This window comes from Rhodococcus sp. BP-316, from assembly GCF_019836105.1.
Lineage (GTDB): Bacteria > Actinomycetota > Actinomycetes > Mycobacteriales > Mycobacteriaceae > Rhodococcoides.
On sequence record NZ_JABUEE010000001.1, the window covers coordinates 463,529 to 478,925 of the forward strand.

Genomic DNA, 15,397 nt, shown 5'->3' on the forward strand with positions numbered 1-15,397 from the left:
CGGCAGCCTCCTCACCCTCACGTGTCCAGCGACCGTAGCGCCGGTGGACAGTGCTGCTCACTCCGGCGTAGCGTGCGTAACAGTACAAGCGTACTGTTTGCCGGCCCGTCGAAGGAGCCATCATGTGGAGCCCGTCCGACTACCTCACCTTCGCCGACGAGCGCACCCGTCCGTTCCGCGAACTGCTCGCACGCATCTCTGTCGAGAGTCCCCGGCGCGTCGCCGATCTCGGCTGCGGCCCGGGCAATGCGACGGCGTTGCTCGCGCACCGCTGGCCGGACACCGCCGTCGAGGCGTCGGACAACTCGCCGGACATGGTCGCGGCCGCGCGCGCTGCAGGTCTGGACGCCACCGCGCTGGACGTGCGGGACTGGGTGCCGTCCTCCGACACCGACGTCGTCGTCTCCAACGCGACTCTGCAGTGGGTGCCCGAACACCGGGAACTGCTGGCGCGCTGGCCCGGCCAGTTACCGGACGGTGCCGTGATCGCCGTCCAGATGCCCGGCAATTTCGATGCACCGTCGCACCGCATCATCCGGGACCTCGCGACACCGGACGCCTGGGCACCGCGACTTCCCACTCTCGAGCTGCGGCACGCGAACGCCGTGGACGATCCCGAGCAGTACGCCGACCTGCTGGCCGCCCGGGGTTGCGCCGTGGACGCCTGGGAGACCACGTACGTCCAGCAACTCCGTGGTGCCCGGCCCGTTCTCGACTGGGTCTCCGGCACCGCTCTCACCCCGATCTTCGACCTCCTCGACGAGAAGGGTCGGGACGAGTTCCGCGACGACCTCGCTCCGTTGTTGGCCGAGGCCTACCCGGCACGATCCGACGGGACCACCTTCTTCCCGTTCCGACGCGTCTTCGTCGTCGCGGTGGTACGGAACGCCTGACGAGGGGGACGATGCTGCCGGACGGATACTCTCGAGTCATGCATCGGTCGGCGCTCGTTCCCCTGATCCTGTCGGCCGCCCTCCTCGCCGGGGGCTGCGGCAGGGCCGTCGAGGGACGTCCGACGGCCGACGCGTGGGTGCCCACCGCCGACAATCCCGACCCCTCTCTCTCGCTCGACGGCATCGAGGTGGTCGACTACCCGCCCGCCTACCACGTACTGCCGAACTACCGTGTGGCGTACACCTTCTCACCGCCGATGGGTGGTCGACACGACAACGCGTGGGCGACGTGCACCGGCGTGGTCTATCCGGAGGCCGTGCGCACCGAGAACATGGTGCACTCCCTCGAACACGGTGCCGTGTGGATCGCATACGACCCCGCAGCGCTCGACGACGGCGAGATCGCAGCGCTGGCCGCGCGGGTGGAGGGCGAGCCGTACCTGATGATGTCGCCGTATCCGGGCATGGATCGCCGGATCTCGCTGCAGTCGTGGGGGCATCGCCTGGCAGTGGAGAGCAGCGACGACGAGCGCATCGACCGTTTCGTCTCGGCACTGCGCCTGAACCCGAACACTTTCCCGGAGCCCGGCGCGACGTGCGCGACCCTGCCCACCACGTTCGACACGGCGAACCCGCCGGCGTTCGTCGAGAGCGCGCCGGATCCCGCATCCCCGCTGACCCTTCCGGAGTGATCAGGCAGGCATGATCGTCGCGGCCACCGTGCCACCGAGTTCGACGAGCCGTTCCCGCGCAGCGGCGTCGAACCCGGTCACCTCGACGGGCACCGCGGCCGGCTCGAGGCCCCATCCGCTCACGATGCTCGTCAGTGCGCGCACCGCGCCCGCAGTGTCGTTGTTGCCGTACACCCAGGCGCCCCAAGGCTTTCCGTTCATCGACCCGAGCGTCGGGTAGTACACCGTGTCGAGGAAATGCTTGAGAGCACCCGACATGTATCCGAAGTTCGCGGGAGTGCCGAGGAGGATGCCGTCCGCGTCGACCACGTCGGCGATCGTGGCACCCAGGGCCGGTCGCACCCGGACGTCGACACCCTCGATGTCGGGATCCCGCGCCCCGGCCAGCACCGCCTCGAGCATTTCCGCCATGGGCGGCGACACCGTGTGGTGCACCACCAGCAGGACGGTCACGCGCTCTCGGTGCGCTCGAGTTCCACGGCGCGCCGCATGATCTCGCGTGCGCGCCCGCGATCGCCCGCGTAGTCGTACGCACGGGCGAGACGGTAGTTCGTGCGCCAGTCGTCGGGCGACTTCTCGTACTCCGCCTTGACGTCCGCGAAGAGCGAATCCGCCGCGCCGCGCTCGATGCGCCCGGACGGCATGCGCGGAAGGTCGTCGACGTCCAGCTCGAGATTCTCGTCGTGGATCCGACGGGCGAGGTGCTGGTGCCGTAAACCCGCCCGCAGCGTCGCCGCCACGATCCACAGGCCCAGCAGCGGAAGGATCAGCACACCGATACCCAGCCCGATGTTCACCGGACCGCCGAGCTGGATGAAGTCGATCCCGCGCCCGCCCAGAATGACGAAGTAGACGCCGAGTACCAACACCATCACGGCGATGATCGCGACCACTCGCGAATACTTGCTCACTCCGACCGTCCTCCGGACTTCCCGCTGCTCATCACAGATCCATCAGCGGTTCGATGCCCAACGTCAACCCGGGCCGCGCCGCGATGGACCGGACACCCAGCAGCACACCGGGAGTGAAGGAGGTGCGGTCGATCGAGTCGTGCCGGATGGTGAGAGTCTCGCCCTGCGTTCCCAGGAGCACCTCCTGGTGCGCCACCAGACCGGCGAGGCGCACGGAGTGCACACGCACTCCGTCGACGTCGGCGCCGCGCGCACCGTCGAGTTCGGTGGTGGTCGCGTCGGGACTCGGGCCCACTCCCGCCGCGCGCCGCGCGTCCGCGATGAGCGCCGCCGTGCGGTACGCGGTGCCGGACGGCGCGTCCGCCTTGTTCGGGTGGTGCAGCTCGATCACCTCGACCGAGTCGAAGAAGCGTGCCGCCTGCTGCGCGAACGCCATCGACAGCACGGCGCCGATGGCGAAGTTGGGAGCGATGAGCACTCCGGTCGCGGGCGAGTCCGCGAGCCAGGACCGCACCTGATCGAGTCGCTCGTCGTCGAACCCGGTGGTGCCCACGACGGCATGGATCCCGGCGCCGATCAGGTACTGCAGGTTGTCCATGACGACACTGGGATGGGTGAAGTCGACCACGACCTGCGCGCCGTTCTCGGCGAACGTCTCGAGCCGGTCGTCCTTGTCCACGCGAGCGACGAGCTCCGTGTCGGCCGCGGCCTCGACGGCCTCGCACACCGCCTGGCCGACCTTGCCGGCCGCGCCGAGTACTCCGACACGTATCGCCTCTGTCACCTGTTCACCCCTCACCTGGAACCGTCGGGGACAGCCTAGTGGTCGAACTCGATGACCTGACGAATCGCCTTGCCGTCCGCCAGTTCGTCCATCGCCCGGTTGATCCCGTCGAGCGTGATGCGTGAGGACACCAGTTTCTCCACCGGGAAGCGGCCCTCGCGCCACATCTGCTCGTACGTCGGAATGTCCCGTTCGGGAACGGCGGACCCGAGGTAGCTCCCGACGATGGTCCGCGCCTCGGCCACGAGCGTGAGGGGCGAGATCGACGCTCGGGCGTCCGGCGACGGCAGGCCCACTGTCACGGTGGTGCCGCCCGGAGCCGTGGCAGCGAGAGCGGTCTCGAAGGCGCGCGCGTTGCCGGCGGCCTCCACGACGATCTGGGCACGCACGCCGGACTCGGCCAGTTCCTGCGGGGTGTACACGGACGTGGCGCCCAACTCGCGGGCCGTCTCCAGCTTCTCCGGCATCGAATCGACGCCGATGACGTCACCCAGTCCGAGCGAGGCCGCGGTGAGCACCGCGGCCATGCCCACTCCGCCGAGCCCCACCACCATGATGGTGTCGCCCTCGGTGGGGGACGCGGCGTTCAGCAGTGCGCCGCCGCCGGTGAGCACAGCGCACCCGAGCACCGCGGCGACGGCCGGCGGGACGTCGGCGCCCACGGGCACCACCGACCGGCGGTCCACCACCGTGTGCGTCGCGAAACCGGACACCCCGAGGTGGTGCTTGATCTCGACGCCGTCGCGGCGCAGCCGCACGTCTCCGCCGAGCAGAGTGCCGGCGTTGTTGGCCGCGCTGCCGGGAAGGCACGGTGTGCGCCCGTTCGACCGGCACCCCGAGCACTCACCGCATCGAGGCAGGAAGGTCATCACCACGCGCGTGCCGAGCGCGAGATCGACCCCCGGGCCGACGCCCTCGACGATGCCCGCGGCCTCGTGCCCCAGCAGCATCGGGACGGGGCGCACGCGGTTGCCGTCGACCACCGACAGATCGGAATGGCACAGCCCCGCCGCCTCGATGCGTACGAGGATCTCCCCCTCGCCGGGAGGATCGAGCTCGAGCTCGGACACCGTCAGGGGACGCGACTCCGCGAACGGCCGCGAACGGCCGATCTCTTCCAGGACAGCTCCGCGAATCTTCATGCCGCCACGTTAACCCGGCGGCGTCGGCGGTTGCGGCACTCTGGGATTGAGAAGATGCGCGACCAGCGCGGTCCAGCCGGTCTGATGGCTGGCGCCGAGCCCCTCTCCGGTGTCCCCGTCGAAGTACTCGCTGAAGGTCGGATGCTCCGACCACAGCGGATCGTCCGAGGACTCGATGCGATCGCCGTCCGACGGCCGACCGGATCCGCCCACGCGGAACAGGTCCGCGAGGCCGTTCTCGATGATCTCGGCGGCCTCGACCAGGGTGCGCTGCACGCCGGACCCGGTGGGGATCTCGATGGTGAACGTGTCGCCGAAGTAGCGACCGTAGGCGCGGAGCTTGTCGGCGAGCAGCACGTTGACGGGGAACCACACCGGACCACGCCAGTTCGAGTTCCCGCCGAACATCGACGTGCGGGACTCCCCCGGCTCGTACTCGATGGACAGTGATCGGCCCTCGACCTCCATCGTGACGCCGTCGCGGTAGGACGCGGACAGCGACCGGATACCGAAGGACGACAGGAACTCGTCGCTGTCGAACATGCGCTCGAGGATGCGCCGCAGCCGATCGGGATCGACGAGGGCGAGGAGCATGCGCCAGGTCCCGTTGTCGTTGCGCGACATCATCGGGGACACCAGATCCGGTCTCCGGTGCTGCAACCACCGCAAGCGAGACGTCAGGTCCGGACACTCCTTCGGCACCCACGACGGGATCTCGGTGGCCCCCAGGATCGGCAGGAGGCCCACCATCGAGCGCACCCGCAGCGGCACCGCGTCACCGTGCGGTGGGGCGAGGACGTCGTAGAAGAATCCGTCCTCCTCGTGCCACAGCGACATCTGCGCCGACCCGAAGGATCCCACGGCCTCCGCGATGGACAGGAAATGCGCGAAGAACTTCGTCGCGACGTCGTCCCAGGCGGAGTCGTGGCGTGCCAGTTCGATCGCGATCTTGAACATCTGCTGGCAGTAGAACGCCATCCAACTGGTCGCGTCGGACTGCTCGAGTCGGAAACCGGGAGGCAGTGGCTCCGAGCGGTTGAACATCCCGATGTTGTCCATCCCGAGGAAGCCGCCCTCGAAGATGTTGGAGCCGCCCGCGTCCTTGCGGTTGACCCACCACGAGAAGTTCAACAACAGCTTGGTGAACACCCGGACCAGGAACTCACGGTCGCGGTGTCCGTCGATGCGGTAGACCTGCCACACCGCCCACGCGTGGACCGGCGGGTTGACGTCTCCGAACTCCCACTCGTACGCGGGCAGTTGACCGTTGGGGTGCATCGCCCACTCGCGACACATGAGTACGAGCTGTTCCTTGGCGAAGTCCGGGTCGACGTGCGCCAGCGGGATGGTGTGGAAGGCGAGATCCCAGGCGGCGAACCACGGGTACTCCCACTCGTCCGGCATGGAGACGACGTCCGCGAGCGAGAAGTGCGACCAGGCGTGGTTGCGGGCGGTCGCGTCGAGTCGCGACTGCGGCGCCGACGCTCCCACCGGATCACCCTGCGCCCACTCGCGTACGTCGTAGCGGTAGAGCTGTTTGCACCACAGCAGGCCGGCGTAGGCGCGCCGTGCGACGTGGCGGTCGGCCGCGGACAGATCCGGGCCGATGACGTGGTCGTAGAACTGGTCCGCCTCGTACCGTCGGTCGGCGAGGACCGCGTCGAAGCCGGGGCCGAACGTGAACGAGTCCGGCACCGTGGTGCTCAACCGGAGACGGATGCTGCGGGTCTCGCCGGGCGCCACGTCGTCGAGCGAGTACCAGAACGCACTCTTCGTCCCCGTGCCGTCCGGATTGACGGCCGACTCGTCGCCCTCGACGATCCGCCGCCCGATGCCGTCCTTCGTCCAGGCCGAGAGGTTCTCCGCGGCGCCGAACAGCTCCACCGCATTGGTCTCGTTGTCGCAGAACAGCACTCGCGCATCACCCTGAGCGGCGAGGTGGTACCGGCCGAGAAAACCGTGCTCCGCACGCACCACGGCCATGTCACCGGGAAGCGCGTCCGCCGTGACGTCGACGATGGAGGCGGTGCGATCGTCGCGCCCCCAGGACCACGTGTTGCGCAACCACAGATGCGGCACCACGTCGACCGATGCTGCCTCGGGCCCGTGATTGGTGACGTCGACGACGATGCACACGTCGTCCGGCGACGCCTTGGCGTAGGTGACGACCACGTCGAAGAACCGGTTCTCGTCCAGCACCCCGGTGTCGGCCAGTTCGAACTCGCGGTCCATGCGCGTGCGCGCGCGGCTCGCCTCACGCAGCCCCTCGTAGGGGTACTCGGCCTGCGGGTAGCGGTAGAGCCAGGTCATCCAGCTGTGGGTGGGCGTTCCGTCGAGCGCCCACCAGTACTCCTTGGCGTCCTCGCCGTGATTGCCCTCACCGTTGGTGAGTCCGAACAGCCGCTCCTTGAGGATCGGATCGCGCCGGTTCCACAGGGCCACCGAGAAATTGAGGAAGCCGAAGCGGTCGCAGATGCCCCCGAGGCCGTCCTCGCCCCATCGGTAGGCGCGCGAGCGGGCGTGGTCGAAGGGGAAGGACTCCCAGGCGTTACCGTCCTCGGAGTAGTCCTCGCGCACGGTGCCCCACTGACGGCCCGCGAGATACGGGCCCCAGGTACGCCAGGCGCTCTGTGCTCCGGGCGATTCGGCGAGCCGAGAGTGCTCGACGGTCGGGTGTGCAGGCTGATCTGCGGCGTCGGTCACCGCCACAGTGTGCCCCGACGGACGCGGACGTGCATCGCACCGGAAGCCCGGGTGTCACACCGCCGCGGGAAATCCCCGTCCGGGCGCGCTGACGGTGCAGCCGGTGACCAGACCGGCCAGAAGTCCGACGAGACCCGCGACCGAGGCCGACGGGTGGGACAGGTCGAAGAGAGTGCCCGGCGCGAGACCCGCACGGACGGCGAGATCGGACACCGACGCGGCCAACTCCTCGTGCGTGACGGTGACGCGTCCGGTCGTGCCCGGACCGAGCGCGACGAGGGCGGGCCGCCAGGTGTCGAGTGCGGTGGGCCGGCCGGCTTCGGTGAGACCCTGATCCCAGGCGGGCGACTCCCACCAGACACCCTCGTGATCCACGACGGCGTCGCGACGAGCATCGAACGTCACCGACGCGGCCGGTACGGCACCGACGGCCGCGCAGGCGTGCGCGCGGAGCACGTCGGGAAGTTCGGCGTCGACGGCGAACAGGGGATGCCCGGAGGCGAGGACGGCCAGGACGGAGGTGACCGCGTCGACCGAGCCGTCGGCGAGTACGGCGAGCGGGACGCGGTCGCCGGCGTGGGCACGGCGCAGCGCGGCTCCGCGGTTTCTGGCGGCCACGGCGAGCTCGCCGTAGGTGATCGAGTCGGCGGGTGAGACCAGCGCGAGACTCGACGGGTTCCGCCGCGCCACCGCGTCGATCGCGGCGACGACACCGCTCTGGAGCGCCGACGACGGCGGTGCGTCGAGCACGCCGCGCGGGTGGAGACCGGTCATACCGCAACACCGCCAACTGCCGAGGAAACTATCGGCGATCAGGTCAAGGACTCCGTAACCATACCTGAAGTATGTTTCCATTCGTAACACTCACCGCCGAGACTGTGAGAAGTCATGGTGTCAGTCGCCGCCGTATCCCAGCTTGCGGCTGATCTCGAGGGCCGCACTCATCGCGTCCGCCGCGACGGACGCGAAGTCGTCCGGTTCGAGCCGGTAGGCCGGACCCGAGACGCTGAGCGCAGCCACGACGTCCCCGGTGTGGTCACGCACGGGCGCGGACACCGCGTTCAGACCGATCTCGAGTTCCTCACGCACTGAGGCCCAGCCCCGCGAGCGCACCGCCTCGAGCTCCTGCTCCAGCGCGGTCGACGAGGTCACCGTGGTCTCCGTGAAGGAGTCCAACCGGGACGGGAGCCGCCGACGCACCTCGTCCCGCGACAGTCCGCTGAGGAGGATCTTCCCGCTCGACGTGGCGTGGACCGGGCTGCCCTGGCCCACCCACGTACGCAGCGCGACCTCGGACTCGGACCGAGCCTTGACGATGTTCACGGCGCGGTCCTCGTCGAGCACCGCGAGGTTGGTGGTCTCCCCCACCTTCTCGGCCAACATGTCGCAGATGCCCTGCGCTGCCTTCGCGAGGTCGCGTTCGGCCGTCGCGGACCCGGCGAGGCGGACGATGGTGAACCCCAGCCGGTACTTGCCCCGTTCACCCACCTGCTCCACGAAGCCGCGGGCGTCCAACACCCCCAGCAGCCGCGAGACGGTGGACTTGTGCACCCCGAGTTCGTCGGCGATGGCCGTGACACCGGCCGTCCCGAGTCGAGCGACGATCTCGAGGACCTCGAGAGCGCGGTCGACCGACTGCACCGCGGTACCGCGCGTCACCGCTCTCCCCGCGTCGTCGCCGTCGTCGGTGCCGGACGTGTCGGACACGGAGATCTCGGAAGAAGCCATGATGGTGTCCGATTCTATCCGGCACCGGGTGTCAGCGGTCGCGCACCGCGCGGGGCACGGGGACACCGACGGTGGACGCCACGTGGCCCACCCTGCGCTGGACCGACGCGATCTCCCGGATCGCGTCCATCACCATGCTGCGCTCGAGGGGTGTCAGCTCACCGAGGGCCACGACGTCCGTCGGGGTGCGCCCGTCGCTCAGGCAGTTCACCTGATGGCCGAAACGCAGGTGCTGCAGCCGCTCGAACACGTCGACGAGCACGCGTGAGTCCGGTTCCGACAGCAATCCGTTGCCCGCCGCCGCGGTCAGCCGGGCGGGTGTCGACGCGCAGGCGACGCCGAGACTCATACCGCCCCACCGCGCCAGGTTCACGATCGGCGACACCGCGTGCGACTTGAGATCCACCGTCGTACCGCGCCGCGCGAGCACGTCCCGCACCGACCGCACCCGTGCTCGGGTGGCCAGCGCATCGCGGAGCTGGAGCCGCAGCGCCTCGGGATGCTCGACGGCCATCTCGCGGTACGCGTCCGGAACCGAGTGGAGATCGGGATCGCCCCACACCACCCGGCCGTCGACCAGGAGCGAGGACATGACGATGCCGCGATCGCCCAGGGGGTCGTCGAGCCAGCCGCTCGCGGCGGCGCGCCACGCGGAGGCCGATCGGGTGAAGCGGGGGCTGGACGCGATCGCGTTGTTGGTGTCGGCGGGCAGTCCACAGGCGTCGAGCGTGCGGTGCACGGCGCGGGCAAGGCCGCGGAGCGCCTCCTCTCGGCCGGCGAGGCCGTCGCTCCACGACAACGCGCTGTCGACGTCGGACGACGGCATCGCCTCCCGTCGTCCGACGCTTCCCAGCGACAACCACGCGAGATCTCGGCCGCGCAGCGGGGTCGGCGATGCCGCGATCGCCAGCTCCACGGCACGACGGACGAGGGCGTCCACCACCACGGACAGGATCCCGGACGCGGCCCCCGCGGTGGTCCCGGTGCGCCACAGGTCGACGATCAGCGGACGCAGACCCGCACTCACCCCGATCAACGCGTCGGTGGACACAGCTGCCTCGACGTGCCGACGCAACGAGAAGCTGCGGGTGGTCGAGTTGGCCAGCAGATCGGCGCTCTCGAGGACACCGACCAGACCGCCCCGGACATCGACGACCGGCATGTGTTGCACGCCGAGCTCGAGCATCTCGAGCAGGACGCCGGTGGGCGTCCGGTCCGCGTCCACCACGGCCGCGGGCACTGTCATGACGGATCCGATCCGTGTGTCCACCGGCACACCGGCGGCGACCACCCGCGTCCGCAGGTCTCGATCGGTGAAGATGCCGTACCGGCCCCGCGTCGTCGGGATCACCACGCACGACGACCCGCGCTCCGTCATCAGGCAGACCGCGTCGCGGATCGAGGTGTCGGCGTCCACGGTCGCCGCCGCACGACGCACGAGGGCGGCCGCGGTGCCGCCGGGCGCCGCCGACAGACCGGCGCCGTCGGGACTCGGTGAGGCGATGGACCGGCCGCCGAAGGACTGCGCGATCGTGCGAGCCAGGTACGTCACGCCCGCGGGGCTCGCGAACACCGGTCGCACGGACGGACCCGGCAGGCGCACGACGACCGACGGCCGCGCCGCCGTCGCCGTGAAGGTCGTGCGCAGACCGACGAGCATGGCCGAGAAGCCGAACAGCCCACCCGGCTCGATCGTGTCGAGCGGCGCGGCGCCGTCGACGTCGTCGGGGTGCAGCAGGTCCACGCTGCCGGACCACACCACCCACACCGCGTCGATGTCGTCGACGCCCGGTCCGACCACGACGTCGCCCGCCGCGTACGCGGCGGTGGACGCCGTCGCCGCCAGATCGGCGAGATCGCTTCTGGTCAGCGAGTCGAACGGCGAGTGACCGGCGAGGAATTCTGCGAGCGTGTCAGCCGGTGACGAGGTCGGCACACCGTTCCGCCATCGTCATCACCGTGATGTTCGGGTTCACCGCCGGCAGCTTCGGCATCGCCGACGCATCGACCACCCGCAGATTGTGCACGCCCTTGACGCGCAATTCGGGATCGAGCACCGCCATCGGATCCGACGCGGCACCCATCTTCGCGGTGCCGGCCGGGTGATACACGGTGTTGTGAGTGCGGTGCACGTAGTCGAGGAGATCGTCGTCGGTGACGGCGTCCGGCCCCGGCGCCAACTCGCGGGCGATCCAGTCCTTCAGCTGCGGCTGGTCGGCGATGCGTCGAGCGAGCTTGAGACCCGCGAGCATCACGCGGTCGTCGTGCCCCTCGCTGTCGGTGAAGTACCGCGGATCGACCTTGGCGCGATCACGGAAATCGCGTGAGCGCAGTCGGACGGTTCCGCGTGAACGGCCCTGTGTCACATTGGGAGTCAGGCAGAAGCCGTTGTCCGTGGTGGGGTAGCCCCAGCGCAGGGTGTTCATGTCGAACGGCACGCTGCCGTAGTGCATCATCACGTCCGGACACGTCAGATCGTCCTCGGTCGTGGCGAACAGGCCGATCTCCCACCACTGCGACGACGTGGTGACCATCGGCTTCGACGCCTCCCAGAACACCAGGCCCTCGACGTGGTCGTCGAGGTTCGCGCCGACGCCCGCCGAGTCGACACGCACCGGAATCCCCATCTCGCGCAGGTGCACCGAGGGCCCGATTCCCGACAGCATCAACAGTTTCGGAGTGTCGATCGCACCCGCGGTGACGATGACCTCACGGCGTGCGGAGACGACGTCGTGCCCCGTCAGATCAGGACGCTGATACCGCACTCCGGTGGCCGTGAGCGAGTCGTCGATGACGATCTCGCTGACCCAGCAACCCGTGCGGACCTCGAGATTGGGGCGCGTCGCCATGATCGGATGCAGGTACGCGTGCGAGGTGGACATGCGCAACCCGTCGTCGGACGAGTTGATCTGGAACCAGCCGGCCCCGTTGAGCACCGTCTCACCGCGATTGAACTGCACGGTCGGCAGTCCCACGCCGGCCGCGGACTCGAGGACGGCGGCACCACACGGATCGAGTGGCGGAACGTCCCGCAGCGTCACCGGTCCGGTGACGCGCGAGACGTACGGGAGGATCGACTCGGCGTTCCAGCCCGTGGCGCCCATGGCCTCCCAGTCGTCCAGGATCCCGGCCGGTGGATGGAACGCGATGCACGAGTTGTGAGACGAGCAGCCGCCCAACACCTTCGCCCGCGCGTGGCGCATGAAGCTGTTGCCGCGTTCCTGCGGCTCGACGGGATAGTCCCAGTCGTAGCCGGAGTCGAGCAGATGCATCCACCGGTCGAGCACCAGGATGTCGTCGTTCCCGACGTCCGTGGGTCCCGCCTCGACCAGACACACGGTCACGGTGGGATCCTCGCTGAGGCGTGCGGCGAGAACACATCCCGCTGTTCCACCGCCCGCGATGACGTAGTCGAAGATCGCGTCCGTCATACCTTCTCGCCTTCCGCCGTACCCGCTGTGGTGGTCGCTGCGTGTGACGTCAACGTACCGATGTGTCCGCGACCGACGGTGAAGTACCACAGATATCCGAGCCCGAGGATGACACCGATGTAGACGAACGCACCCCAGGTGTTGTACCAGGGTGTCCCGTAGACGGCTTCGCGCGGCCACGCCAGATTCAGCGCCATACCGGCGCCCCACACGACCGCAAAGATGTTGACGGGCAGACCCCAGCGACCCATCGTGAAGTAGCCACCCTCCTTCAGGTCCTTCGGCGGCCACTCGCCCTTCAGTCGCTTCTTCAAGAGCGGTCCCGTGACCATCAGATACGCCAGGTAGATCATGATGATCGCGATCGACGTGAGCACCGTGAAGATCTTGGGCTGCCCCACGTTGATCACCAGGATCAGGATCGAGAGCAGACCGATCACGACGGCGGGCACCACGGGCGTCTGGTACTTCGGATGCACGGTGGCCAGCCGCTCGCCGAACGGCAGCGCGTTGTCGCGCGCCATCGCGAAGGTGAGGCGGATCGCCGCCGTGTGCACCGCGAGCGAGCACACCGTGACGGCCACCAGGATGCAGATCAGGAACACCGTTCCCAGGGGTCCGGACAGCACCGAGGTGACGATGGACTGCAGTCCACCCTGCGGCGTGCCCAGCTCGGGATCGTTCAGATCCGGCGCCGCCATGACGGCGAACACGAGGATGGCGCCGCCGATGACGAACGACGCGAGGATGGCCCGCAGGATCGCCTTGGGGGCGGTACGCCGCGGTTCGACGGTCTCCTCACCGAGCGAGCTCGCCGTGTCGAAGCCGTACATCACGTAGCCCGACGCCAGCGACGCCACGAGGAACGCGCCCAGGTACCCGGCACTCTCCTCGGTTCCGTATCCGTTGGTGGAGAAGAAGATCTCCGGGCCGCGCTGAATGTTGAACGCCAGGATCACGGCGATGAGCACGGCCGCGACGAGTTCGATGAAGACGCCGGCACTGTTGATCCGCGCCATCAACCGGATGCCCGCGGCGTTCACCAGAGTCGTGAACGCGATCATGATGGTGCCGAGAACGACGGCATTGGTGGCGTAGTCGTACTCCCCCGTGCCGTCCCCGATGAGCTGGAAGCCGGACCACAACCGAGGCAGGTTCACCTGCAGGGCGAGCACCACCGCCGACAACGTGACGATCGACGCGGTGAGCATGAGCCACCCCGACGACCATCCGACGATGCGGCTGCCGAGCAGCTTCGCCCAGTTGTAGACCGAGCCCGCCACCGGATACTTGGCCGCGAGTTCCATGAAACACAGCGCCACGGCCATCTGCCCGACGAAGACGATGGGCCAGGACCACAGATAAGCCGGGCCCGCGGACCCGAATCCGAAGTAGAACAGCTGGAACGTGCCGGTCAGGATCGAGATGTAGCTGACGCCGGCCGCGAAACTCGCGAACTTGCCCAGACTGCGGTCGAGAGATTCCTTGTATCCGAAATCGCCGAGACCGCCGTCCTCGACGTCGGAAGTGGAAGACACCATGTCGCCTCGCTCACGTGAGAATGGAAGAAACTAGCTGGTGGTGCCGAACCAGTCCGCCCGAGGTGCTGCGGTGTTGTTCCAGATGTGCTTGGTCTCCTGGTACTCGTGGAGTCCCGCGGGCCCGAGTTCGCGCCCGTTGCCCGACTTCTTGAAACCGCCCCACTCGGCCGCGGCCGTGTAGTACCCGAAGTCGTTGAGCCACACGGTTCCGTGTCGCAGCCCGCGCACCATGCGTTCGCCGCGTTCGGGATCGGTGGTGCGCACACCGGCCGCGAGACCGTAGTCCGTGTCGTTGCCCAGTCGCAGTGCCTCTTCCTCGGTGGTGAACCGTTCGACGGTCAGTATGGGCCCGAACGTCTCGAGCTGCACGATGTCCATCTCACGAGAGCAGTGGTCGAACACCGTGGGCAGGAAGTAACTTCCGTCCGCCAGAGCCGGATCGGACGGTGCGCGGCCGCCCGTGCGCAGAACTGCACCCTCCGCGAGGGCGGTCTCGACGAACGCCTCCATCTTGTCGCGCTGAGTCGTGGAGACCAGTGGCCCCGTCTCGCTGGACGGGTCCGTTCCCGGTCCCATCCGGATGGCTTCGGCGCGGCGCACGATCTCGTCGACGAACCGATCCGCCACCGAGTCCTCGACGATGAGACGTGTTCCGGCCGAACACACCTGGCCGGAGTGCAGGAAGACGCCGGTGAGCACCTGGTCGACGGAGGCGTCGAACGTGTCCTCGTCGGCGGCGTCCGCGAACACGATGTGCGGATTCTTGCCCCCGAGTTCCACCGCCACCTTGGTCACGTGCGGCGCGGCACTCGCGAGGATCGCGCTGCCGGTCGCCAGTCCACCGGTGAACGACACGAAGTCGACGTCCGGATTGTCCGTGAGCGCCGGCCCGATGGTCGCGCCGCTGCCCTGCACCAGATTGACGACACCGTCCGGCACCCCCGCTTCCTCCAGCAGATGGGTGAACGCGATGGTGCTCAGCGGGGTGACCTCGCTCGGCTTGAGCACCATCGTGCAGCCGGCAGCCAGCGCAGGCGCGATCTTCCACGAGATCTGCAGCAGAGGGTAGTTCCAGGGCGCGATCATCACGCAGACACCGATCGGCTCGTGCACCACGCGCGAGATGACCGCAGGATCACCCACGTCGACGAGACGATCGCTCGAGACGGCGGCGAGCTGAGCGTAGTACCGGAACACCGAGGTGACGTCGTCGATGTCGATGCGGCTCTCCGCCAACGTCTTCCCGGTGTCGAGGGTCTCGATGACCGACAGTCGCTCCTTGTCGCGCTGCAGGAGATCCGCCACGCGGTCGAGCACCGCACAGCGTTCCGCGACCGGGGTTGCGGGCCAGTCGCCGCGATCGAAGGTGGCACGGGCCGCGGCGACGGCGGCGCGGGCGTCGTCCGGCGAGGCCTCGTCGACCGACACCAGGACGCGACCGGTCGCGGGGTCGATGCAGTCTCGGGTCTCCCCCGAGGTGGCAGGGACCCACTCACCCCCGATGAGGAGAACGCGCTCGAACAGTGTCGGATCGACGTCGTGCTCGGTCTGTTGATTCACTGCCCCACCCTT

General features: G+C 68.7%; 13 protein-coding genes. 2 read left to right on the top strand and 11 right to left on the bottom strand.

Annotated elements, in window-relative coordinates; genetic code table 11:
- The first annotated feature begins 122 nt into the window (after nt 1-122).
- Both HQ312_RS02145 and HQ312_RS02150 read left to right on the top strand, forming a co-directional pair.
- The gene (locus HQ312_RS02145; protein ID WP_222637668.1) at nt 123-893 is read left to right on the top strand and encodes a trans-aconitate 2-methyltransferase; all 771 of its coding nucleotides are present in this window, start codon (nt 123-125) and stop codon (nt 891-893) included.
- A 38-nt stretch (nt 894-931) separates the two neighbouring features.
- On the top strand, nt 932-1,585 hold the full coding sequence (locus HQ312_RS02150; RefSeq protein ID WP_261781969.1) for a DUF3105 domain-containing protein: 654 nt from the start codon (nt 932-934) through the stop codon (nt 1,583-1,585).
- Here the strand turns inward: HQ312_RS02150 and HQ312_RS02155 are convergent, their stop codons facing one another.
- The 11 genes from HQ312_RS02155 to HQ312_RS02205 all read right to left on the bottom strand — a co-directional run bounded on the left by HQ312_RS02155 (nt 1,586) and on the right by HQ312_RS02205 (nt 15,385).
- Nucleotides 1,586-2,038, bottom strand: a complete 453-nt coding sequence (locus HQ312_RS02155; RefSeq protein ID WP_027505105.1) for a flavodoxin family protein — start codon at nt 2,036-2,038, stop codon at nt 1,586-1,588.
- Nucleotides 2,035-2,457: a hypothetical protein gene (locus HQ312_RS02160; RefSeq protein ID WP_222637811.1), complete on the bottom strand. Its 423-nt coding sequence runs from the start codon at nt 2,455-2,457 to the stop codon at nt 2,035-2,037. Before HQ312_RS02160 ends, HQ312_RS02155 begins: the two co-directional genes overlap by 4 nt.
- Nucleotides 2,458-2,527: 70 nt before the next feature.
- Nucleotides 2,528-3,280, bottom strand: coding sequence for a 4-hydroxy-tetrahydrodipicolinate reductase (dapB, locus tag HQ312_RS02165; protein ID WP_027505103.1), 753 nt, complete (start codon nt 3,278-3,280; stop codon nt 2,528-2,530).
- A gap of 35 nt (nt 3,281-3,315) precedes the next feature.
- Nucleotides 3,316-4,422, bottom strand: coding sequence for a zinc-binding dehydrogenase (locus HQ312_RS02170; RefSeq protein WP_222637670.1), 1,107 nt, complete (start codon nt 4,420-4,422; stop codon nt 3,316-3,318).
- A 9-nt stretch (nt 4,423-4,431) separates the two neighbouring features.
- A complete protein-coding gene (locus HQ312_RS02175) occupies nt 4,432-7,125 on the bottom strand; it encodes a glucosidase (protein WP_222637671.1) in 2,694 nt (897 codons plus the stop codon).
- 54 nt (nt 7,126-7,179) lie between these two features.
- On the bottom strand, nt 7,180-7,899 hold the full coding sequence (locus tag HQ312_RS02180; RefSeq protein WP_222637672.1) for an AMP-binding protein: 720 nt from the start codon (nt 7,897-7,899) through the stop codon (nt 7,180-7,182).
- 120 nt (nt 7,900-8,019) lie between these two features.
- Nucleotides 8,020-8,853 carry an IclR family transcriptional regulator gene (locus HQ312_RS02185; RefSeq protein WP_037185313.1) on the bottom strand — a complete coding sequence of 278 codons (834 nt, stop codon included), beginning with the start codon at nt 8,851-8,853 and terminating at the stop codon, nt 8,020-8,022.
- Nucleotides 8,854-8,884: 31 nt separating this feature from the next.
- The gene (locus HQ312_RS02190; RefSeq protein WP_222637673.1) at nt 8,885-10,789 is read right to left on the bottom strand and encodes a DUF294 nucleotidyltransferase-like domain-containing protein; all 1,905 of its coding nucleotides are present in this window, start codon (nt 10,787-10,789) and stop codon (nt 8,885-8,887) included.
- Nucleotides 10,767-12,284 carry a GMC family oxidoreductase gene (locus HQ312_RS02195; RefSeq protein ID WP_222637674.1) on the bottom strand — a complete coding sequence of 506 codons (1,518 nt, stop codon included), beginning with the start codon at nt 12,282-12,284 and terminating at the stop codon, nt 10,767-10,769. The genes HQ312_RS02190 and HQ312_RS02195 overlap by 23 nt, the downstream gene beginning before the upstream one ends.
- Nucleotides 12,281-13,825 (bottom strand): APC family permease, encoded by a 1,545-nt coding sequence (locus tag HQ312_RS02200; RefSeq protein ID WP_027505096.1) that lies wholly within the window; start codon nt 13,823-13,825, stop codon nt 12,281-12,283. The genes HQ312_RS02195 and HQ312_RS02200 overlap by 4 nt, the downstream gene beginning before the upstream one ends.
- Before the next feature lie 30 nt (nt 13,826-13,855).
- Nucleotides 13,856-15,385 (bottom strand): aldehyde dehydrogenase family protein, encoded by a 1,530-nt coding sequence (locus HQ312_RS02205; protein ID WP_222637675.1) that lies wholly within the window; start codon nt 15,383-15,385, stop codon nt 13,856-13,858.
- Nucleotides 15,386-15,397 lie beyond the last annotated feature (12 nt).

Coding starts and splice junctions, on each gene's coding strand:
- HQ312_RS02145 (WP_222637668.1), top strand. CDS start 123: ATGTGGAGCCCGTCCGACTACCTCACCTTCGCCGACGAGCGCACCCGT.
- HQ312_RS02150 (WP_261781969.1), top strand. CDS start 932: ATGCATCGGTCGGCGCTCGTTCCCCTGATCCTGTCGGCCGCCCTCCTC.
- HQ312_RS02160 (WP_222637811.1), bottom strand. CDS start 2,457: ATGGTGTTGGTACTCGGCGTCTACTTCGTCATTCTGGGCGGGCGCGGG.
- HQ312_RS02170 (WP_222637670.1), bottom strand. CDS start 4,422: ATGAAGATTCGCGGAGCTGTCCTGGAAGAGATCGGCCGTTCGCGGCCG.
- HQ312_RS02180 (WP_222637672.1), bottom strand. CDS start 7,899: ATGACCGGTCTCCACCCGCGCGGCGTGCTCGACGCACCGCCGTCGTCG.
- HQ312_RS02185 (WP_037185313.1), bottom strand. CDS start 8,853: ATGGCTTCTTCCGAGATCTCCGTGTCCGACACGTCCGGCACCGACGAC.
- HQ312_RS02195 (WP_222637674.1), bottom strand. CDS start 12,284: ATGACGGACGCGATCTTCGACTACGTCATCGCGGGCGGTGGAACAGCG.
- HQ312_RS02200 (WP_027505096.1), bottom strand. CDS start 13,825: ATGGTGTCTTCCACTTCCGACGTCGAGGACGGCGGTCTCGGCGATTTC.